The organism is Atopobacter sp. AH10, from assembly GCF_003664595.1.
Classification (GTDB): Bacteria; Bacillota; Bacilli; order Lactobacillales; family Aerococcaceae; genus Atopobacter.
In genome coordinates, this window is the sequence record NZ_QXPZ01000022.1 from 1 (window position 1) to 22,050 (window position 22,050).

A 22,050-nucleotide genomic window follows, 5' to 3' on the forward strand; every position below is an offset into this window, starting at 1 on the left:
ATTACAAAACCAGTAAGTTAGTCAACCATCTCGTTGAGTTAAAGAAAATGGGAAAAGAAGACCATTTTTGGAAAAGATTAGAAAAAGCTACGCTCTTAATTTTAGACGAATGGGGCTATCTTCCATTTGAACGACTGGAACCCCAATGCTTTTTGAAGTGATTTCCAATTGTACGAGAGAATGAGTGTGATTTTAACCACCAATTTACCATTCAATGAATGGAATACGATCTTCTATGATCAGAAGCTAGCCGTCGCTATTTTGGATCGCATGGTTCATCACGGCTTACTCATTATGCATGAGAGAGATAGTTATCGCTTAAGGCATTCATCCATGCAATAAATAACGAAGGGGTGGCTGGATTTTAATGGCCACACTGATTGGATTTTAATTGCCATAGTGGTTGATTTTTTAATTGCCAAACACACAGAAGTGAAACTCTAGTATATACAGGTCAAAAAAAGCAAAGCGAGTATAAACGTTGTTAAATCAACATATATACTCGCTTTTTTATTTTTCAAGTGTCAAAGTCAGGAGTTTCTTTCTAAACAAATTTTCTCTTACAATTTCAAGCCAATAATTTTTTTAGATCAGTCTTTAAATAAGCTATAATAAATGAGTGGCTTATATTATCTTGTCCTATCGTTCTTGAAAGGAGTATTACTATGAGAAAAAAAGTAAAATCACCCCACTCTTCTTTAAACAGCTGGCTATTACTACTAGTTGCCTGCCTTAGTTTGGCTTTTGTCCTCAGTAAAACTTTACATGTTCCAAGTATAGGAAGGCAATCCTCCATTACAGCGGCCCAAAAGGGGAAAAACCCACATTTGAAGGATCCTTGGATTTTAAAAGGTAAGACAAAAGGTGAAACAATTTCAGGGCAAATTGTACAGGTTACTCTTGGAAAAGAGGCTTTTAATGAGATACATAAGAATGATCCATTTCAAGAAAAGCCTCCTGTTGGGACACAATGGGCTATTTTTACCCTTAAAATAAAACGACTCACTAAAGGACAGCCTTTGCAGGGGTCACAATTGCTATTTTATTCTAAGAAATCTGATGGTAGTATATTAGACCAAAAATTACGTACTCCTGCCCTTCTAGCCAAAGAATCTTTAAATGCGCAAGTTATTGAAAACAAGGAAAAGAAATTAAAAGTGGCTTTACTTGTCCCAGAAGAGGCAAGTAATTCGCAATTACAAATAGCTCTCTATGGCAGTAAGCAAGTATTAAGCTTAGATTTTCAATAATTCTCTTATAAAAAAACTCCTAGCTCACCGCAAGCAATTTGCCTGAACTAGGAGTTTTTCTCCAATTAAAATACTTGAATTACCATATACGGTAGCCAAAATTTGCAATTAGGAGGGAATCTAATCCCCCGTCTTCTGCCGGCCCTGTTGTCACAATATCTCCACGACAATATTGTAAATAGATCATTTCTCGCTTGTCTTTAGTCCCGTCAAAAACAAGTGATGGGATTAAATACCCGTTATAATACTGCTTTTGCTGAGTATGACGGACAAAGGAAAAAATATTAGTGAATTCATATCCCTTTGAATAACCATCTTTGTCCGTGATTATGGCTATAGAACCAGGTTCGATCAATTTCATTCGTGGAACGATAGTAAATTGGAAATCGCTGGAGAGGTTTTGATGGTTATAATGACCGAAAACTGCTCGTAGTCCATTTTTGCCGGTAATGACGATATGGCTATTCAAAGTCTCTACTAGCCGATTGAAATCATCTCCTTCCCCTGAAAGACCTTCCATATCAACATAAGAGAATTCATGATCTTTTAGATAGAGGGTATTAGCCGGATAGCCTCTTTTTTCCCCTTTTTTGCTGAGTTGTTCTTTGGGCTGACCGTTGATATAGGATTCTGGATAAGTTGCTGGGTGATTGATAGGATTGCCTGAGTTTACTTCATCAGCAAACACGATTTTGTTGGAAGCCTGCTCCACATTAAAGAAGAAAGGCATAAGGCAAAGGGAAGTAAGAACCATACACATATGTCTAGTCTTTCTTTTGTTGCTAGAATAATATTTATGATTTCCCCATAACATTTGCCCCAAATAATTCAAATGGAATCGCATAGTTTCCCTCCTCTATAAGCCACGGTAACCATATTTTAACATCAATAAAAATAAGCAACAATATGAAATACTTAAAGGCTCGAGAACTTTTAGTAAGACCCTTTAAAAAGATGTGGAACAGCTATAGGAAGTAATTGATCCGCTTCAGTAAAAGCCAAATAACAAGCTATTACGGGCTTTTTGTAGGCTGCTTCTAAGGCAATAGCATAGGCAGATAGTTGTGGTATATAGCGCTTGGCATATTCTTCTAGAGTTTTTCCTTTTAAGTGATCAGTCTTATAGTCAAGAAGAATGAGACCATCCTCTTTTTCTATAAAAAGATCTATAATCCCGTGAATAAGTAGCTGGTCATTCTCTTCTAGATCACTTTCGTTAAAGAGCCTATTAGCCGGCAAAACAAGGGTAAAGGCTTCTTCCACATGTAAATGATCCAGTGGGTCCTTTAAAAAGCCCTGAATATGTCTATCAAAGAAATTTAAAAGTCGGACTTGTTCATCACTACTTAGGCCTTTTTTGCCTAGAGCTAGTTCCTGATAAATAAGCTTGAATTCTTTTTCTTTATCTTGTGGGGGATGGGGTAGGCATCGTAAAGCCCATCTTTTAAATAGTTCATGAATCAAACTCCCTCTTGCTGTTGGAGTTAGTTGGCTTTCACTGGCAAATGCAGGACTGGACTCCATTGGCTGTCTAAAACGATTAGATAGAGAACAAGCAATACTTTCTATTGGCTCTAGTTCTAATTCATCAGGATCAACCACTATCTGTTTTATCTCTGAGACAGCTTGATAAGCCGTTGTTTGTGCAGCCACTTGATGTGGATAGACTTGTTCAAGTAGACTAGCCCAGTCCATCTGTAATAAGCTTTGGCTGCTATGATCTTTTTCACTTGAGTCCTCTTTTTTGCTTTCAGCTAGCAGGTCTTCCTTACGACCAGCAATTTGCTGTAGCCATTGACTAATAGAAGAAGATATATCATCGACAATTTCTAAAGAAAAGTTAGTGTGGTAGGCAACAGGGGCTAACCAATCTAAAAAGGAAGTAGCATGCAGGCGATGGTAGGCACTTAATTGGTCATTTTCTAGGCGACGTTCTGCATATTCGACTCGTTTTTTAGGGTCAGTTTGCCCGATCATTACGAGTTTTTTCTTCGCTCTAGTCATAGCCACATAAAGTTTTCTCATTTCTTCAGCTAAGATTTTTTTATCTTGTCTTAGCTGTAAAATGGTTTTCAATAGAGAAGGATAAATGATTTTTTTCTCCTCATCAATAAGATCTAAGGCTATTCCATCTTCAAAGGATAGAAATAGTCTATTTTTCTTTGAAGTGGATGGCGTTTTGGGAGTATAGAAACGGAAACGATTATCAAGTCCCATTAAGAAGACATAAGGGAATTCTAAACCCTTACTCCCATGAATGGTCATTACTCGGACAGCATCGATGCTTTCACTAATCTCCTTAGAGGATGACGATAAATCTTCATCGTAAGAGATCATCTCATTCAAATGCGTAATAAAACGAGAAAGGCCTAAAGAGCCTAACTTTTCAAAGTCCGAGGCATAAACAAGTAGAGCTTCTAAATTCTGAACCCGTTTGTCTGCATTTGGCATTAAGGCTACACGTTCTTTAAAAAGAGTATCCCTATACACTCGGCTTAATAAGCCCACTAGTGATTCTTGGTGAGATAGATTGCGCCATTTCGTTAAATCACTCAATAATAGGAGAACTTGTTGTTGATATTGCTGAACTTGAGGATCTTCTTTTGATAGGTCTTCATGAGCAAAATCACAAACAGCTTGGTAAAAAGCTTTTGCATTTGACCGACTTCGTATGTGAGATAAAGCCTTTTCTTTAAGACCGTATATGGGTGAACGCATAAGACTTACTAATGGAATATCTTGGTAAGGGTTATCGATGACTTGCAGTAGAGAGAGGACAATGGCCACTTCAGTTCTTTTGAAATAATCCTCTGCTTTATCAGAAATCAAAGGTATTTGCCACTTACTTGCTATATTCTCCAAGTCTTCCAGACGATTCCGATTAGGTAAAAGAATAGCTATTTCTTTGTAAGAAGCTTTTTTACTGGCCACCAAGTCAGAAATTCTTGAGCATAACAGATGAAAATCAGAAGAGTTCGTCCAATCAAAGTCTTCCATCATGTCCTCTTCCAATGTTTCGCTAGGCTTATCGACCAAAATAAGTTCTGTCTCTAAATCATCATTCTTATCTGCTTGTAAACCGGCAATTAGTTCGGCTTTTTTATCGTAAGCCATATCCCCCACTTTTTTATCCATGATAGCCCTGAAAACCTGATTGACTGATCCAATAACTTCTGGAGAAGAACGGAAGTTTTCGGCAAGAATAATAAGCTTCCCCTCTTTTTCATCCCTTTGATAGCGTTCGTATTTATTCAAAAAGAGATAAGGATTAGCTAATCGGAAACCATATATAGATTGTTTGACATCCCCTACCATAAAACGATTATGGTGAGAAACAGCCTGTATTATAGCTTCCTGTAAAGGATTAATATCTTGATATTCATCCACCATAACTTCATTATATTGCTCTTTTAGTAGATCCCTAACCATATCAATGGAAAGCAGTTCTAAAGCAAAGTGCTCTAGGTCCGAAAAATCAATAGCATGTTGCTGTCTCTTCTTTTCTTTTAGAATCTGACGATAGCGTTTGGCAAGAGAGATCATTTTTTCAGCCTTTATTTTCGTCAAGCGCAGGATCTCTAAATGCCCTGCTCCATCTTCAAAGAATACCTGTTCTTTCAATCTTTTCAAGGATTGTAAAATGGATTTTGACAGCTTTTGCATGTTTTCTAATGTCGGAGCATCTTCTGATTCTTTCATTTTTTTGCTAAGGACAGGCGTCTTTAAATTCTCTTGACCTATTTTTTGTATCAGTTGATAGGCGAGATCAAAATTATTGAGCTTTAAGGCATGGATGACGTCTTTTATCAATTGACGAAGAGCTGGTGGATGAAGCATCCATTTTTTTAAACTTCCAGAAATTCCTTGAGACAGTTGATTCAGCTGTTCGGCTTCCTGGAAAATTCCTAGCAGGTCATCCTCTAAATAGGCTAGTAAATATTTTTGATAGAGGATAGATTCACCGAAAATCTGGCAATCTTCAATCCCTTGATAAGCTTCTAAGGCATGGTCATAAAAAGCATCTGGATCTGGTGTTACCCGAGAAAAAGTATCTAAACATTCAATCATCGAGCGAAAATCATTATCCCCTTTATGAGAGCCATATTCTTGGGCAAGTTGAATAAAAGCCATGTCTGATTGATAGCCTTCTTCTTGTAAAGTAGTCCAGGCATCTTCTTTAAAGAGATTTAACTGAGAATCTTTCGTTACTAGGCTAAATTGTGGATCAATATCCAGCAAAAAATAATACTGGTCTATTAGTCTTTTGCAGAAAGCGTGTAGGGTCGAAATATAGGCATCTGGAAGAGCCAGTAGTTGCCCTTTAAGATAATGAGCCTCCTGCCCTCTAGCAGTGTTTAAAGCCTCCTGAAGGCCTTTTTCAATCCGCTCTTTCATTTCTTTGGCTGCTTTTTCAGTAAAAGTGACGATGAGCAAACGGTCAATAGAAATACCTGACAGTATTTTTTCCATAACTCGTTGCACTAAAACAGTCGTTTTGCCAGATCCAGCTGATGCTGAAACTAAAAGATCCGATCCAGATTGATAGATGGCTTGCCATTGGCTGTTTGTAAATTTTGAGCTTTCTGGTTTTGGTGGAATAGATGAATTAGTCATGGCTGTCACCTCTTTCTAAACAGCTTTTCATAAATTTCAACGGATCGTCTTTGGCTTGTCTATCTATTAGACGATAGCGATTTCCCATTTGACTTGGATCAAATAAACTGATTGGGAAATATTTACCAGTAGCTATCGTATCGACAAATGTCTGCTCCTTAAGGGGTTGCATTTTAATTTGGCCACTTAAAATATCTAAGCCTGCATTTTTCATTAAATATAAACTATAGTCTCTGATAAGAGAAAAATCTTCTAAACTGAGAAGTGAGGCCTTTTGCTGTTGGTTTAAACTGCCAGTATTCGTTAGTCGGAAAGGCAAACTCAAAGAAGACTGCCCCACATCAGTTCCAGGATTTACAGCTTTTAATAGATCAGGATCTGCTAGGACAAAACCTTTCGGCCGTATTTCTGCTAATGACTGTCTTTCTCTCATTTCTTCTGACATCTCCTTTTGATGAAGGACAAATGGATATTGCAATGGAGAATAAACTGCCCCTAAAAAATAGGCTTTCTGATCTTGATGAAGCAATACATCCATGTAGGCTATCAATTGAAGATTTAACCCTTGAACAAGATCACTTAGGCGAAGGTCTTTTGGACTTGACTTGTAGTCCGTCACAAGCAGGTAAGAGTCTTGATTCACTTGGAAACGATCTACTCGGTCTATCCTCCCCCTTAAAATGAGCTGATCAGATCCAGAAAGATGCAAACTTAAGCCTGGTAAGGAATCTTTATCTCCTGTTCCAAAGCTTTTTTCTGTATAGATAGCGTGTGGGATAAAGCTTTTTTGTTGTAAATCCTGTACCCTCACTAGGGAGAGAAGACTGTGGCGAATCTGTTCGAGTAAAAATTTGGAATAAGCCGTCCTCTGATAAGCACGAACAAGCAGGTTTTCTTCCTGATTCAAATAACGATTAATCGTATCTACTAGCTTTTGATGATTATCCGATTGCCAATTTTCTATCTGATCATAGACATTTTTAAGGGAATCATGGAAGAGGCTACCTCTTTTTAAGGCATCTAAGGCAAAAATTGGGCGTTCTTTCAATTTGAGTCCATAAGTCAAAAAATAGGCGAATGGGTCCATGAAATAGGATTCCAGTTGAGTCACTGACATCTTAAGCCTATTTCCATAAATCTGATGAGCTAAATCACTCCCAATATTTTCTGGAAGATTGGTCCACTCTTTTGATCTTTCAAGGCTCTTTAAACGATCCAGCAAAGGACCTTTTGGCAGCAATTTTAATAATTGAGGCAGATTTTTGGGATTCTCTAATACCCAATCTAGGATATCCCCCTGATCAAGGAAATTGTCTATTGTATCCCTCAAATTATCAACTGCCCCATCGACTAAGCTCTCAAGATGAGATAGATAAGGGGATGGTCGTAAGATAGTCCCATCGATTTTTTCTTCATGGTAAGATAAGAATATTTTTTTATTGATATGAGAAAGGGCAAGCGCAAATTTATAGCTTTCTGATGCTAATTGGTCAGTCTTCAAATCTTTTAATTGTTGTTGCGCTGTTAAGTGCTCCTTTATAATATCACGGTCTTTATGATCCAATAAGGATTTTTGACTTTGTCCTGAAGGTAAGACATCATCAGAAAGGCCAAAGAAAAAGCCATAAGAATACTGCCCAAATTGAATAGCATCGAGATTGGTCAGGCTTAGACCATCAATCCGAGATGGAATTAACTGATAGGTCGATTCCTGGAAAGCCATCTTCAATAGTTGGAAAAAATGGTGGGCTTCTAGCTTACCTTCTTGCCCATATTCAGCCATTTCATCTAGGAGATGAATCAATAGATCCCATGCTTGTTCATCGTGTTTAGCTCTTTCTAAATCACCAGATTCTATTGACCATTCACGCCAAGCATTGCACCATTCACGGACTTGATAAGTCTCACACCATTGATAGAAAACTTTTGCCATATCTGATAGATTGTTTCTAGCTGTGAGTTGCTGACGGAAATCATCGAAAATTTGGCGAATAGCTTGATAGTCATCATACAGTTTTTTTCGTTCTTCTGGACTCATATCTGTTAAAATATTAGCCAAATCTTCGTCCTGAGCTGGATCTTCTAATAGAAGAGGATGAAAACTATCTACGCCAAAAGCTAGCAAAACATTGTCCAAATGGTCAATTTGGCGTAACCATTCCTCGCTTCCAGGAGTATAAGTATCTAAGGAAAAAAGTCCAGACCGTAAACAGTGAATCAAGTCTTTTCCGGTATAGTAAGGCCGACACATTTTTTCTAAGCCTAAAATCAATTGGTTGAGTGGATGATCTACCATTTTTTCTGCCTGGTCGATAAAAAGTGGGATATGATATTGAATGGCTAATTCCATCGCCAGTTGCCGATAATCTTCCAAATGACGAGTTACTAAAATAATATCTCGGTAGCGAACCTTTTCCTCTTTCACTAAACGCCTTATTTCTTTAAATATTGCTCTTAATTCATGCTTGGCTTGATTAAATGAAGAAATGGCTAATGCAGATGTTTTTACTCTAAGAAACTTATTTGAAATAAATCCTTGAATAAGTTGAACAAGACTATCAGATTTCCTAGCTAATAAATCATAAACAGTAAGGGGGATAGACCGTTCGTGAGCCAGTCTTTTTAAGCGATCTAAACTTCTATAAGAAGGATAGAAAGCTGAAAAATGGGGATGGCTTTTTTCGATTGCCCCTTGATCTTCCTGATGAGCTATATATAAATCAACGGGGAGAACCTCAGCTAAACTGAGAATAAAATCTTCTTCCATAGAAGAAAATTGGTAAAAGTGGCTCACGATTACTCGTTCAATCCCCTGCTCTGTCAACTTCATTTGTTCTTTAGCGGCCTGCATTAATTGGTCCTGTTGAGCTATAACATTAGGCAAATGTTCTTCATAATAGCGAAAAATCATTTGTAGATCATGTAATTTCTCACTTAATAAAAAACTTTTCCCATTCCCTAGTTTTTCTAAATTTGCCAGATCAATTTGACCTTTATAAAATTCCTGATAGAGTTCGACCAAGGACCTTACAAAAGTAGGATATTGAGCTGACCTCTTTAAAACCCTCAAATCGTTTTGACAAGCTGTTAGTGCTTTTGCCATCAACATATTCATTAAGCTTTTAGCAGGTAAAATTTTCTCTAGTATAGGATTGCCTCTCAGGAGATACCAAATAAAGCGACTAATGGATAAGACTTTTATGTTGAAGGAAGCTGAAATGGAATCCTCACTGAGTCTTTGAATAATTTGTTTTTCACTTTCAAATTTAATATGATCAGGGACTAAAATGATCCATTCTTTCTTGTTTTGAATACCAGCTTTTAGCCGATCTATATAATAAGTTTCTGCTTGATCCGTAATGGGATGGCGATACAATTGAAGAGACATGGCTCCCTCCTTAAACTTGACTTATGAAAAAGAAAGCTCCTGAACAGAATATTCAGAAGCAAACTTTTATCTAAACTTGGGCGGCTTTTTCAATAATGGCAATAACGACTTGAGCGGCTTTTTCCATAGACTCAGCTGAAGTAAATTCAAAGCGGCCGTGGAAGTTTTCTCCTCCGACAAAAATATTCGGAGTAGCTAGCCCCATATAGGAAATCTTACTCCCATCAGTTCCACCACGAATTGGACGTTTCAAGACTTTAACCCCAACAGATTTCATGGCTTCTTCTGCTAAGGACATCACTTGAGGAAGCTGATCAATAATTTCTTTCATATTGTAATATTGATCGAACAAATCTAGTTTAATGCGTCCAGGATAACGTTCATTCATTTGATCAACACAATCTTGAATAAAAGTTTTGCGATAATTGAATAGGGTTCGGTCAAAATCACGAATGATTAAATCTAATACCATTTCTTCAACAGAACCATTTAAATTAGTGGCGTGATAGAAGCCTTTTCTTCCATCCGTACGTTCAGGAACATCGGATTCTGGTAGCATATCTAAAAATTGCCGAACCAATTCAATCGCATTGACCATGTGTCCTTTAGCTGTACCTGTATGCACATTTTTACCTTGGAAGTGGATAATAGCTTTGGCGGCATGGAATGTTTCGTCTTGCAGTTCACCTACTGGTCCTCCATCAAGAGTATAGGCAAAGTCACAAGCAAAATGCTCAACATCAAAATGATCTGCTCCTCGTCCAATTTCTTCGTCTGGGCCAAAAGCAACACGAACTTTCCCATGAGGAATTTCTGGATGTTGCAAGAAGTAATGCATTGCTGTCACGATTTCTGCAATACCAGCCTTGTCATCTGCACCTAGTAAGGTATGTCCTGAAGTGGTGACCATTGTATGCCCAATATAATTCAAAAGATTTGGAAAATCGTCTGGGTCTAAATACAAGCCAGCTTCTTCATCTAGGGGCAGTTTCAAGCCATCATAATTAGGATGAATTCTAGGCAAGACATTCTTACTTTCAAAATCTGCCGTATCCACATGGGCGATAAAACCAATAGTAGGTATATTTTTGTCAGTTGTTGCAGGTAAAGTTGCTGTTAGAAAGCCGTTCTTTTCATTGTAAAAGACTTCTGATAGCCCCATTTCTTCCAACTCTTTCGCCAATCGTTTGGAAAACTCAACTTGACTTTTTGTCGTTGGGATAGTGTGGCTGGATTCATCAGAACGCGTATCAAAAGTACAGTAATGGACTAAACGTTCAACTAATTCATCTTTCATCAATAAACCTCCTAAGTGACCGAATTTCTATCCTTTAATAGCTAATGAACACACTTATTGTACACCTAAAAGGCCAATAAGTGTGTTCTGAGATGAAAATAATTCTTTTAGAAAGCTTAAGCCAAGCGGAATGGATCAGTCGAGATTTTTGAGGCAATGACTTCTAATTCTGGGCAATTCTTTTTGAGCCAAATCGGTAATTCTTCACGAATAATAGCCTCCATAAAGTGCCCAGGATCTATGGCCATTAAAGGTAGAGACTCTATATCATGACTGGTATGATAGTAGAGATCCCCTGTTATGAGGACGTCTGCCCCTTTTGATACAGCTTGCTGATAAAAAGAGCCTCCATCACCAGCTAAAATAGCGACTCTAGAAACATGATCAACCTGCCCTACTAAGCGAACATTTTTCCAATTGAAGAGTTGCTTGACCAGCCGGATGAAGTCTTTTGCTGGTAGACTGTCTTCTAAATTCCCAATTCGCCCTAGACCGACACTTTCTGTATCAAGACTAGGCCTAACGTCAACAGATAATAATACCCCCTCATGGGCTAAGTGATGGATAAAAGCATCCATTTCATTTTGGTAGCTAGCAAGGACAGTACAAGCATAGTGATATTCCCCATTCTCAATCCATTGAGACCATTCGATATCTCTTTGCCCTAAACTAAATTTTACAGGCCAGTCGATTGCTTCTAGCTCATTAGTTATATCAAGGGAACAGACTAATTGGACATCGATCAAAGGTAAATCTTTGGTCTTTTCTAAGACCTCTAGATGGTTGAGACCTAATTTCTTTGCAAACCAGTCATTCATCCCTCCTGCTACAATGTCTAAATTAGTATGAGCTGAATACACACTGATACCTGCTTTAATTAAATCCATAACCATCTTTTCTTGTACCCGATCATAACGTAAATGTCGCAAAGGTCGAAAGACAAGTGGATGGTGAGAAAATATCAAATCAATCTTGTTTTCAATGGCTTCTTTGACAATTGAAGGGCGGACATCCAAGCTGACTAAAACTCTCGTAATTTCCTGGTCTGGATCCCCAACTTGTAAGCCAACTGGATCATCTTTATAACGTAGAGAGATCGGACAGGCCTCTTCAAATTGTTGGATTAAGTCCCTTAATTTCATCCAAAACCTCCTTTAACCACTGCAATCGAACTTTAACCAAGAGCACTTGGGGATGACCTTCTGGTAATTGTTGAAGCACCTTGTTCCAATGTTTGAATTGACGTTGATATCTTTCTAGAACAAGGGCATCACTTGAAGCTTTAGTGAGTAATATAGGTCCCATAAAATACTCTTTATCTGATAAAATAGTTTCATCTAAACTTGGCTCAGCTACGATAATAGGATAGACATGACCTTTTTCATAAACAAGAGTCTCTTCAACGATTTTCAAGGATAAGGCTGAAATTTGTCTCCGCAATTCTTCTTCACCGACGTTTGCTTGCAAAACAAAACGCTTAATGGATGAAAAAGCAGGGTTTTTAGCTCCTTCAGCCAAAATTTTACTCATCAAGTCCCCGCCCATACCACAAATCGACACCACATCAATTGGATCAGTTACTTTCAAGACAGAAAAGCCATCACCCAAGCGGCCTTCAATAACAGATGCAAACCCTGCTTCTTGAATCTTTTCTATAGAGTGCTTCAGAGGACCTGGCGCGACTTCCCCTGCAATTGCCCCTTTTATCTGTCCCTTTTCCATCAAGGAAATAGGTAAATAGGCATGATCACTCCCTATATCTAAAAGATAGGAGCCCTTTTTAATATAGCTTGCTACTTTAGTTAATCGTTTGGATAAGGTCACCATTATTCTAAGAAATCCTTTAATTGTTTGGAGCGACTTGGATGTTTTAATTTACGGAGCGCCTTGGCTTCGATTTGCCGAATCCGTTCACGTGTCACACCAAAAACTTTCCCAACTTCTTCTAAAGTCTTTACTTCATTATTGTGCTCTTCTGAAAGGCCAAAACGTAACTTCAAGACATTTTCTTCACGATCTGTCAATTGCTCTAAGACATCATCTAATTGTTCCCGAAGAAGAGTAGCTGTTGTATGGTCGGATGGACTAGTTGCCCCCTCATCCTCGATGAAATCACCCAGATGTGAGTCATTTTCTTCCCCAATCGGCGTTTCAAGTGATACAGGCTCTTGAGCAATTTTTAGGATACCGCGCACTTTTTCAGTGGACAGATCCATTTCTGCACCAATTTCTTCTGGAGTAGGTTCTCTTCCTAAATCTTGTAGCAATTGCCTTTGAACACGAACTAATTTATTAATCGTTTCTACCATATGAACAGGAATTCTGATCGTTCGAGCTTGATCTGCGATAGCCCGAGTAATCGCTTGACGAATCCACCAAGTAGCATATGTCGAGAATTTAAAGCCTTTCGTGTAGTCGAATTTTTCAACTGCTTTCATCAAACCCATATTGCCTTCTTGAATTAAATCAAGGAACTGCATTCCCCGACCCACATATCGTTTGGCAATAGATACAACTAAACGTAAGTTAGCTTCTGCTAGTTCTTGTTTAGCGATCGTATCTCCTTCTTGAATACGTTTTGCTAAATCAACTTCTTCATCAGCAGTTAACAAAGGCACTCGACCAATTTCTTTAAGGTACATCCGAACTGAGTCATTGATTTTAACTCCAGTAGGCACACCAGCATTTTCGGCGACAGTTTTATCTAATTCCTCATCACTATCTTGACCGGAATTCTTCAATTGGGCTTTTGTTGGACCCCCATCTACATCCACAACTGAGACACCTGCATCTTCAAATTTTTGAATCAAATCTTCCATTTGTTCAGCATTCAATTGGTAAGGAGTAACTAATTTTTCCGTTAATTCATCATAAAGAATTTGCCCAAATAATTTCTTTTGAGCGATTAAGGTCTTAGTATCTCTTTTGAATGCGTTGGAAGTCATTTCTTTTTTATTGTTATCTGTCATTATCCTATCCCTCCAAATGCTGAGAATGTCTAATGGTCTTAATTAATTGTTGTGCTAGTTCTTTTGCTTTCAATAAATCGCCTTGCCGGCTTGCCTCCTCTATTGCCTCTTTCAATTGTTTCACTTTTATTTGGGCTTGATAACCACTGGTCATGGATAGAATCAAGTCTTCTATTTCTTCTTCTTTTGCCTTGCCAGGATAATCTCCTGACATAAGAGCGGACACTAAGCTTGCTTGTTTCCCTGCTGGAATAAAAGTCAGTAAATGCGCTATATGAAAAGGAGCCTGGTAAGTTTTATGATAATCTTCCAGAAACCAGTAGAGAACCTGAAAATCTTCATTTGGAAAAGAAATATCCTTCCCTTGAATCATGGCCCAAGCACCTTCGTCTGACATCAGACGATAAAGTAATTGCCTTTGAGCCCTATCGTAATTTGTCAAGATATCTGGCATAGGAAGAAGAACTTCATCTTTTAGAGGCCGTTTGAAAGGAATTTTCTTCTTATCTATCTGAGGAAGTTCTTCAAAGCTTTCCTCTAAGAGCCGAATAGGGACTTTTAAAAGTTCACTTAGTTGCTGAAAAACAAGATTGCGCTTTATAGGCGTTTGCCCTCGTAATTTAGGTAAAATTTTTGTTAAATAAATTTCTTTATCATGGGCATTGTCGAGATTATATTGATCAGCATAGAATCTCAGATAAAAATCCACGAAAGATTCTCGTTTATGCTGGTAGTGACGCTGGAAGGATTCAGCTCCATAGCGTTGAATATACTCGTCTGGATCCATCCCAGGAGGCAGTGGAAGAACATATATCTCATTAACTCCCATTGAAAGGAGCAGATTGATCGCACGATCTGTTGCTTTTTGCCCCGCTTTGTCTCCATCGTAACCTAATATAAAAGTAGAGCTGAGTTGTTTTAGACGCTTTACTTGCTCACTCGTTAGACTAGTCCCCATTGAAGCAACAGTTTGTTTTATTCCAGCTCCGTAGACACTAATGACGTCCATGTAGCCTTCTAAAAGGAAGACTTCTTGCTGGCTTTTAATCGCTTTATGGGCCAGATCTAAATTAAAGAGAAATTTACTCTTATGAAATAACCGTGTTTCAGGACTATTGATATACTTAGCAGAAGATAGTGCATCTTCTTCTTTGGCCTCTCCTAAACGTCTTCCAGACAAGCCCACAAGCTGCCCTTCTTCATTTCGTAAAGGAATAATCAGACGGTCATAGAAACGGCTAATCCAATCTGCAGAAGAAGCTCCATCTTTTCTCGGAATAAAAAGCCCTGTTGCTTCCATTAGCTCTGTATCCTCGATAGCCTCTTTCGGAAGAACAGAAGACAACAAAAGACGGTTTGAAGGCGCATAGCCTATCTGGAATTCCTCTTGCAATTCTAGAGACATGCCTCTTTGTTTGACGTATGCCCTAGCTTTTTCTCCGCCTTGAGTGTGGAGGTAGCTATGATGAAAAAAAGCCGAAGCCTTGGAAATTATATCTATAGCAGGATCAACACTTAGCTTCCTTTTAACCTGTGTTTGAATCTGATTAGCCACAGAAAGATGTGCACGATCAGCCAAATTTTTTAAAGCTTCGCTAAAAGAGCAATTTTCTATTTCCATTATAAAGCCAAGCGCATTGCCTCCCCTACCACAAGAAAAGCAATGATAAAGTTGTTTTTCTGGATTTATAGAGAAAGATGGCGTTTTTTCCTCATGAAATGGACAGGAGCCAAAATAGTTACGACCCACTTTTTTTAGATCAATATATTCTTCTACTAGGCTCAGTATATCTGTAGCCTCTAAAACTTGATCTATAATAGTTTGGTCAATTTTTTTCCCCATGGTTATGTCTCCGAAATAGCCTCAGCAAAAAGATCAGTTAAGGCTTCAACGCCTTGACCAGATATAGCTGAGAAACGATAATAGCAGTCATCATCTGGAATAGCAAAGGCTTTTTTTATTTGTTGAAATTGACCCTCTTGTTGGTTTTTCTTTACTTTGTCCACCTTGGTCAAAATAATCCGAAAAGGCAAGTCTAATTCTGCTAGAAAATCTACCATGTCAATATCAGTTGGCATAGGCATATGGCGAAAATCAACAACAAGCCCCACCAAGACAAGTTTTTTACGATTGACCAAATAGCTTTGCAACATTTTTATCCAATTTGCTCGTTGACTTTTTGATACTTTGGCATAGCCATAACCTGGTACATCTACAAGGAAAAAGGATCGATTCATCTTATAAAAATTTAAAGTCTGCGTTTTCCCAGGTTTAGAAGACGTTTTGGCGAGTGACTTACGGTTAGTCACCCGATTGATTAAGGACGACTTGCCAACATTTGAACGACCCACCAAAGCAATTTCAGGTAAAAATTCACTAGGATACTGCTTGGCTTGAACTGCTGAACAAATAAATTCCGCATCTTGAATTCGCATAGAAACCTCCTCTTCCTAAAAATAACAGACGATACCCTATTAGTCCCTAGTAAAGTCGCTAAAGAGTAATGAGTTAGAATCAAAAGGAGTAAACAGGTAAAAGCATTAAGCATTTAACCTGTTTACACAATTACCCTTTGACCTATTTATTAAAATTAAGGCGTTTCCCCTCTTTATCATAAATTAAAGGTAAACGAGTTCCCTTAACACTTGCTTCAGTAATGACTACTTTAGCAATTTCTGGCCTACTTGGCACTTCATACATAATCTCTAACATAAGATTTTCGATTATAGAACGAAGGCCACGAGCTCCAGTGTCACGCTCATCAGCTAGTTTAGCAATAGCAGAAAGAGCCTCTTTTTTAAACTCTAATTCAACGTTTTCAAGAGCCATTAAATAGCTGTATTGTTTCACCAATGAATTCTTTGGCTCAGTCAGAATATTGACGAGATCATCCTCACTTAATTTTTCAAGTGTTGAGATCACAGGTAATCGTCCAATAAACTCTGGGATTAAGCCAAAACTTCTTAAGTCTTCGGGAATGACTTGCTCCATAATAGTTTTGGATTCATCAACTTTTTCACTAGTTGATCCAAATCCAATCACTTTAGCACCTAATCTTTCCTTAACAATGGTTTCAATGCCTTCAAATGCTCCACCAACAATAAAGAGAATATTGCTCGTATCCATTTGGATCATTTCTTGTTGAGGGTGTTTGCGCCCTCCTTGTGGTGGAACGGAAGCAATCGTCCCTTCTAAAATCTTTAAGAGAGCCTGTTGAACACCTTCCCCCGATACATCACGGGTAATCGACACATTTTCGCTTTTGCGAGCAATCTTATCAATTTCATCAATGTAGATGATCCCATGTTCAGCTCTTTCCACATCATAGTTAGTGGCTTGTAAGAGTTTTAAGAGGATATTTTCAACATCCTCGCCAACATAACCAGCTTCAGTTAATGTCGTAGCATCTGCAATTGCAAAGGGAACATTAAGAATACGCGCTAACATTTGTGCCAAAAAAGTTTTCCCTGACCCTGTAGGTCCGATTAAGCATATATTAGATTTTTGCAGTTCGACTTCTTCTTCCTTAGCTTTAGAAGCTGTAGCTCTTAATTCACAAATCCGTTTAAAATGATTATATACAGCAACAGCAAGAGCTTTTTTTGCCCTTTCTTGGCCGATAACATATTGGTTCAAGCCCTCAACAATTTCATAAGGGGTTAAAAGCGAGATATCTTCATCGATTTTTTCGGCTGATTGGTCCTCGATTATCTTTTTACAAAGATCGACACACTCATAACAAATAGATACTCCAGGTCCAACAATAATATCTCCTGCTGCTTCTTCTTGCGACCGACCGCAAAATGAGCAATGGATAGGTTCTTTGCTTTTAGACATTTATTCACCTCTCCTATAGGGCTTAATGGCGAAAACAGGCGGACCTTCATCCGCCTGTTCGCTTTATCTTTGTTATGCTTGATTGAGTTATTTTTCTACGACAGAATCAACAATCAAGGCCAAAGCTTTCTTTAACTTGATATCAGAAGAAAGCATTTCTTTAGAAACGGCTTGACGGACTTTTTCAGCTTCCATTTCGTAAGTTTCAGCTAATTCCTTGATTTCTGCTTCAACTTCTTCATCTGTCACTTCAATCGCTTTATCTTTAACGATTGCTTCTAAGATCAAGTTAGTCTTGGTGCGAGTATCAGCACCTGCAGCGAATTGACTACGTAAGTCAGCTTCGCTAGTACCAGTGATTTGGTAATATAGTTCAGGATCAATCCCTTGACGGCGCAAGTTATTGAGGTAATGCTCTAATTGTTTGTCAATTTCTTGATCTACCATAGCTTGAGGCAAGTCAACAATTGTTGCATTTTCAATAGCTTTGTTAATAGCTTCTTCTTGGATAGCATCGACAGCTGCTTCCTTTTTAGCATCAACTAATTCTTGACGTTTCGCAGCTTTCAAGTCTTCTAAAGTTTCGTATTCATCTGATACATCTTTAGCGAATTCATCATCTAGTTCTGGAAGTTCTTTTTCCTTCACTTCATGAACAGTTACTTCAAAACGAGCTTCTTTACCAGCTAGGTCAGCGGCATGGTATTGTTCTGGGAAGGTAACATTCACAGTCACTTGGTCGCCTTCTTTAGAACCGATCAATTGGTCTTCAAAACCTGGGATAAAGCTCTTGCTACCAAGTTCTAAGGCATGGTTTTTAGCTTCGCCACCTTCAAAAGCTTCATCACCTACGAAACCTTTGTAGTCGATGATTACAGTGTCGCCTTCTTCAGCAGGAGCATCTTCTTTTAAGACGAGTTCAGCTAATTTTGCTCGTTCTGCTTCAATAGCTTTGTCCACATCTTCATCAGAAACTTCACGATCTTGTTTAGCAACTTCTAAGCCTTCATATTGGCCTAATTTTACTTCAGGTTTAACTGGGACTTTAGCACTAACTGTCCATTCTTTACCCTTTTCAAGGCTTTCAATAGACAATTCTGGTTGACCTACAACATCAATTCCTGCTTCTTCAATAGCTTGTGTATACACTACTGGCAAAATGTCATTCAAGGCGTCTTGATAAAGTGATTCTTCACCAAACATTTTATTAAAAATAGTGCGACTAACTTTCCCTTTACGGAAGCCAGGCACGTTTAAATTTTTCTTTACACGGTTAAATACGCGATCTACCGCTTCTTTGGATGTTTGTTCATCAATAGTAAATGTTAGTTTACCATATCCATTTTCTAATTTTTCGAAATTCGTTGACATGACGTAACCTCCACTGTTATATGAAAATATTGCATACTAAGTAATTTTACTATAGAAATAGGGTCTTGTAAACCATAAAGCCAGCATTCTCGCATTATTTTTCTGTTTTTTCGAAATGTTATGTAAAAGATAAATGAATTTCACAGTGATTTCTTCTGTTTTCTTTGCATGATTTGGTATAATAAGGCAAGAAAGGGTGACACAATGAGTATTAGCTATCCAAAAGGGGCCAAACGTCCGATTCCCCTTAAGCATACCCCGACATTTTCTTCTCGTGGAATGCATTTTGAAGAAATGATTAACCAAAGCAATCTTTTTTATCTCGACCGTGGCATGGCCGTCATCCATAAAAAACCAACGCCCATTCAAATCGTTCAAGTAGACTATCCTAAACGTTCAGCTGTAAAAATTACTGAAGCCTACTACAAAGAAGCTTCCACAACCGACTATAATGGTGTCTACAAGGGCTATTATATCGATTTCGAGGCTAAAGCAACACAATTGTTAACTCGCTTTCCCTTAGACAATATTAAAGCGCATCAATTAGACCATATGAAAGCCTGCCAAAAGCAAGGTGGGATTAGTTTTCTCTTGGTCTATTTTTCTAAACGGCAAGAATGTTATTTACTTCCTCTTGACTTTGTCACTAGCTATTATGATCAGAAAGAAAATGGTAGAAAATCTATCCCATATGAAAAAATTCAAACTGAAGCTTTTCTTGTCCATCAGCAAGTAAATCCTCGCTTAGATTTTCTTCCTGCAGTGGATCAGTATATTTCAATAAAAGGAGAATACTATGAAAACTAGCCGCCAGCAACGCTATAGAAATCACCGTCATCCTTCCAGTAAATCGAAGCAGGTCCGCCTATACGTGACCAGTGCTATACTTGCTTTCTTATTAGGCATTATTTGCCTAATTAGCTTTTATGCTATCACCACTCCTGAAATCACGCAAAAAGACTTAGAAGGCTCTATCGAAACCAAAATTTACGATAGAAACGACAAACTTATTACGGAAATGGGCGGGGAGAATCGAGAAATCGCCAAGGCTAAAGAAGTGCCTGAAATGATGAAAGCTGCCATTATTTCTATTGAAGACCAACGTTTCTATTCGCACTGGGGGATCGATCCTATTCGTATAGCAGGAGCTGCCTTATCTAATATAAAGAGTCGAGCTGTTGCTCAGGGGGGATCCACTATTACCCAACAATTAGTGAAACTATCAAAATTTTCCACTAATGATAGTGATAAGACCATAAAAAGAAAAATCCAAGAAGCTATTCTCGCCTTAAAAATCGAAAGAGAATACACTAAAGAAGAAATTTTAACCCTTTATTTAAACAAGGTTTATTTGGCCAATAATATTTATGGGGTAAAAACAGCAGCCGACTATTATTATAATAAGCCCTTAAAGGATTTATCTCTGGCTCAAACAGCCATGATTGCGGGGATGCCACAAGCTCCAAACAATTATGATCCTTACCAGCATCCGGAAGAAAGCACCAAACGTCGCAATCTCGTTCTAAGTCAAATGTTGAAGATGAAATTTATCAGCCAAGCCGACTATGAAAAAGCCTGCAAAGAAAACATTAAAGACGGATTGGTTTCTCAACACGAGCATGAGCAAGAACGCAAAGATTTGATTAACGACTCATTTATACAAGTATTAATTGATGAAGTTAAAGAAGAAACAGGTTTAGATGTTTATAAAGATGGTCTTGTTATTAAAACCACTATGGATCAAGACTTGCAAGAATATCTCTATAACATCGTGAACTCAAAGGACTTTATCAACTATTCATCTGACTCTCTTCAAAATGCTGTGACGATTTTAGATACAAAATCAGGCGGGGTTAAGGCTATATTAGGAGGACGTAGGCAAAAAGTACTTCTCGGCTACAATAGAGCGACTCAATTGGAACGTTCTGTTGGGTCAACCATTAAGCCTTTAACTTCTTATGGACCTGCTATTGAATACCTCAATTACTCGACTGGTCATACAGTGGTTGATGAACCTTATAAATATTCCTCCGGGATTCCTATTCATAACTGGGATAAAGGTTATATGGGGCCATTAACTATACGAGACGCCCTTTCCCAATCCCGTAATATCCCAGCGTTAAAAGTTTTCCAAGATGTTGGAACTGACAATATTGAAGCCTTTCTGAAGAAATTAGATATCAACTTAAAGAATGACGGTGCTAATGGTTTGGTGGAGGCCAATGCTATTACTGGTGAAATATCCCCTATCAAATTAGCTGCCGCCTACCGAGCTTTTGCCAATCAAGGTAATTTCCAAAAGCCTTATACTGTCAAAGAAATTATTACACGGGAGGGGCAAAAAATTCGTCCAAAACACCAAGACAAACCCGTTTTGAAGTCCTATACAGCCTATATGATTACTGATATGCTAAAGGATGTTTTCAAGAGAGGTACAGCTAGTAATATCAATCGTCCGGATATTCCTCAAGCTGGTAAAACAGGAACGACCAACTATACTGACGAACAAGCGACTAAGTTAGGTATATTAGGTACACCAAATGTTCCGGATTCCTGGTTCGTTGGCTATACCACAAAGGATGTTATTAGTGTTTGGACAGGTTATGATAGTCCCTTTGTCAAAGGTCATTCTTTAGATTACGCTGATCAAGAAATTTCTAAAGAAATTTACAAATACTTGATGAATTTCCTCACAGATGAAAAAATACCTGATGACTGGAAAAAACCTCACTCTGTTGTTAAAGAAGCTATTGCTTATGGGAGCCAACCATTACAACTAGCAGGTCCTTACACTCCTAGTCATTTAATTCGAACAGAACTTTTTGTTCGGGGTCACCTACCAAAAACTTATTCCTATCTTGAGCCACCAGAAGACCCATTTAAAGCTCCAGTAGGTTTAGCTGCAGAATATGATCCAGAAAGCCAAAAAGTTACAATATCCTGGGCCGGAACAGGGCCAAAAGATATGACCTACAGCATTGAAATTAATGGCCAAAAACAAGATTTAGACCAATCTACTAGTGTTGTGGTCAACAATATTAAGCCTGGCATGGTCTTACACATAAAAGTAACAGCTAAAACTAAAAAAGAAGGTAGCTCTTCTGCAGAGCTTAACTATACAGTGCCTGAAGAAAAACCAGACAGCAAGGATAAAAATGACGAAACAACGGATAAACCAAGTGATTCTGAAAATAAACCTGATAACAATAACGATCAACAATGATGTATTAGAAACCGCCTCACTCTCCCATAGAGCGAGGCGGTTTCTTTCTTATGAAGCGGTTACAATAATGGCATTTAAAAACCTAGACCCTTAGGAGCCT

At 38.2% G+C, this 22,050-nt stretch carries 16 protein-coding genes; 5 read left to right on the forward strand and 11 right to left on the reverse strand.

What is annotated here, in order from left to right; translation table 11 throughout:
- The 3 genes from D3H64_RS10570 to D3H64_RS05230 all read left to right on the forward strand — a co-directional run.
- The coding region (locus tag D3H64_RS10570; RefSeq protein WP_158589231.1) for an ATP-binding protein at positions 1-161 on the forward strand (161 nt) is incomplete at its 5' end.
- A gap of 7 nt (positions 162-168) precedes the next feature.
- Positions 169-342 (forward strand): ATP-binding protein, encoded by a 174-nt coding sequence (locus tag D3H64_RS10500; protein ID WP_158589232.1) that lies wholly within the window; start codon positions 169-171, stop codon positions 340-342.
- A gap of 323 nt (positions 343-665) precedes the next feature.
- The gene (locus D3H64_RS05230) at positions 666-1,250 is read left to right on the forward strand and encodes a hypothetical protein (RefSeq protein WP_121565220.1); all 585 of its coding nucleotides are present in this window, start codon (positions 666-668) and stop codon (positions 1,248-1,250) included.
- A 79-nt stretch (positions 1,251-1,329) separates the two neighbouring features.
- On the opposite strand, the gene D3H64_RS05235 is transcribed toward D3H64_RS05230, so the two are convergent.
- The 11 genes from D3H64_RS05235 to tig all read right to left on the reverse strand — a co-directional run bounded on the left by D3H64_RS05235 (position 1,330) and on the right by tig (position 18,727).
- Positions 1,330-2,094: a hypothetical protein gene (locus D3H64_RS05235; protein WP_121565221.1), complete on the reverse strand. Its 765-nt coding sequence runs from the start codon at positions 2,092-2,094 to the stop codon at positions 1,330-1,332.
- Between the two features lie 89 nt (positions 2,095-2,183).
- Positions 2,184-5,864 carry a helicase-exonuclease AddAB subunit AddA gene (gene addA, locus D3H64_RS05240; RefSeq protein WP_121565222.1) on the reverse strand — a complete coding sequence of 1,227 codons (3,681 nt, stop codon included), beginning with the start codon at positions 5,862-5,864 and terminating at the stop codon, positions 2,184-2,186.
- Positions 5,857-9,252, reverse strand: coding sequence for a PD-(D/E)XK nuclease family protein (locus D3H64_RS05245; RefSeq protein ID WP_121565223.1), 3,396 nt, complete (start codon positions 9,250-9,252; stop codon positions 5,857-5,859). The genes addA and D3H64_RS05245 overlap by 8 nt, the downstream gene beginning before the upstream one ends.
- 70 nt (positions 9,253-9,322) lie before the next feature.
- Complete coding sequence (pepT, locus tag D3H64_RS05250) at positions 9,323-10,549, reverse strand: peptidase T (protein ID WP_121565224.1); 1,227 nt, start codon at positions 10,547-10,549, stop codon at positions 9,323-9,325.
- 116 nt (positions 10,550-10,665) lie between these two features.
- The gene (locus D3H64_RS05255; RefSeq protein WP_121565225.1) at positions 10,666-11,691 is read right to left on the reverse strand and encodes a Nif3-like dinuclear metal center hexameric protein; all 1,026 of its coding nucleotides are present in this window, start codon (positions 11,689-11,691) and stop codon (positions 10,666-10,668) included.
- Positions 11,660-12,376, reverse strand: coding sequence for a tRNA (adenine(22)-N(1))-methyltransferase TrmK (locus D3H64_RS05260; RefSeq protein ID WP_121565226.1), 717 nt, complete (start codon positions 12,374-12,376; stop codon positions 11,660-11,662). The genes D3H64_RS05255 and D3H64_RS05260 overlap by 32 nt, the downstream gene beginning before the upstream one ends.
- Entirely contained in the window at positions 12,376-13,518 is a 1,143-nt protein-coding gene (gene rpoD / locus D3H64_RS05265) for an RNA polymerase sigma factor RpoD (protein WP_370448452.1), read from the reverse strand. Before rpoD ends, D3H64_RS05260 begins: the two co-directional genes overlap by 1 nt.
- A 4-nt stretch (positions 13,519-13,522) precedes the next feature.
- Positions 13,523-15,361, reverse strand: coding sequence for a DNA primase (gene dnaG / locus D3H64_RS05270; RefSeq protein WP_121565227.1), 1,839 nt, complete (start codon positions 15,359-15,361; stop codon positions 13,523-13,525).
- 2 nt (positions 15,362-15,363) lie between these two features.
- Entirely contained in the window at positions 15,364-15,954 is a 591-nt protein-coding gene (gene yihA / locus D3H64_RS05275) for a ribosome biogenesis GTP-binding protein YihA/YsxC (protein WP_121565228.1), read from the reverse strand.
- 142 nt (positions 15,955-16,096) lie between these two features.
- Positions 16,097-17,356 (reverse strand): ATP-dependent Clp protease ATP-binding subunit ClpX, encoded by a 1,260-nt coding sequence (clpX, locus tag D3H64_RS05280; RefSeq protein WP_121565229.1) that lies wholly within the window; start codon positions 17,354-17,356, stop codon positions 16,097-16,099.
- Between the two features lie 87 nt (positions 17,357-17,443).
- Positions 17,444-18,727 carry a trigger factor gene (gene tig / locus D3H64_RS05285; RefSeq protein ID WP_121565230.1) on the reverse strand — a complete coding sequence of 428 codons (1,284 nt, stop codon included), beginning with the start codon at positions 18,725-18,727 and terminating at the stop codon, positions 17,444-17,446.
- 204 nt (positions 18,728-18,931) lie between these two features.
- Here tig and recU point away from each other — a divergent pair, with 204 nt between their 5' ends.
- Complete coding sequence (gene recU / locus D3H64_RS05290) at positions 18,932-19,534, forward strand: Holliday junction resolvase RecU (RefSeq protein WP_199700143.1); 603 nt, start codon at positions 18,932-18,934, stop codon at positions 19,532-19,534.
- Positions 19,524-21,950, forward strand: a complete 2,427-nt coding sequence (locus D3H64_RS05295; protein ID WP_121565232.1) for a transglycosylase domain-containing protein — start codon at positions 19,524-19,526, stop codon at positions 21,948-21,950. Before recU ends, D3H64_RS05295 begins: the two co-directional genes overlap by 11 nt.
- Positions 21,951-22,050 lie beyond the last annotated feature (100 nt).

Excerpts from the sequence above, each read along its gene's own strand:
- rpoD (WP_370448452.1), bottom strand. The coding sequence starts at position 13,518 with ATGACAGATAACAATAAAAAAGAAATGACTTCCAACGCATTCAAAAGA.
- yihA (WP_121565228.1), bottom strand. The coding sequence starts at position 15,954 with ATGCGAATTCAAGATGCGGAATTTATTTGTTCAGCAGTTCAAGCCAAG.
- clpX (WP_121565229.1), bottom strand. The coding sequence starts at position 17,356 with ATGTCTAAAAGCAAAGAACCTATCCATTGCTCATTTTGCGGTCGGTCG.
- D3H64_RS05235 (WP_121565221.1), bottom strand. The coding sequence starts at position 2,094 with ATGCGATTCCATTTGAATTATTTGGGGCAAATGTTATGGGGAAATCAT.
- tig (WP_121565230.1), bottom strand. The coding sequence starts at position 18,727 with ATGTCAACGAATTTCGAAAAATTAGAAAATGGATATGGTAAACTAACA.
- D3H64_RS05230 (WP_121565220.1), top strand. The coding sequence starts at position 666 with ATGAGAAAAAAAGTAAAATCACCCCACTCTTCTTTAAACAGCTGGCTA.
- dnaG (WP_121565227.1), bottom strand. The coding sequence starts at position 15,361 with ATGGGGAAAAAAATTGACCAAACTATTATAGATCAAGTTTTAGAGGCT.
- D3H64_RS05255 (WP_121565225.1), bottom strand. The coding sequence starts at position 11,691 with ATGAAATTAAGGGACTTAATCCAACAATTTGAAGAGGCCTGTCCGATC.
- addA (WP_121565222.1), bottom strand. The coding sequence starts at position 5,864 with ATGACTAATTCATCTATTCCACCAAAACCAGAAAGCTCAAAATTTACA.
- D3H64_RS05295 (WP_121565232.1), top strand. The coding sequence starts at position 19,524 with ATGAAAACTAGCCGCCAGCAACGCTATAGAAATCACCGTCATCCTTCC.
- pepT (WP_121565224.1), bottom strand. The coding sequence starts at position 10,549 with ATGAAAGATGAATTAGTTGAACGTTTAGTCCATTACTGTACTTTTGAT.
- D3H64_RS05260 (WP_121565226.1), bottom strand. The coding sequence starts at position 12,376 with ATGGTGACCTTATCCAAACGATTAACTAAAGTAGCAAGCTATATTAAA.
- recU (WP_199700143.1), top strand. The coding sequence starts at position 18,932 with ATGAGTATTAGCTATCCAAAAGGGGCCAAACGTCCGATTCCCCTTAAG.
- D3H64_RS05245 (WP_121565223.1), bottom strand. The coding sequence starts at position 9,252 with ATGTCTCTTCAATTGTATCGCCATCCCATTACGGATCAAGCAGAAACT.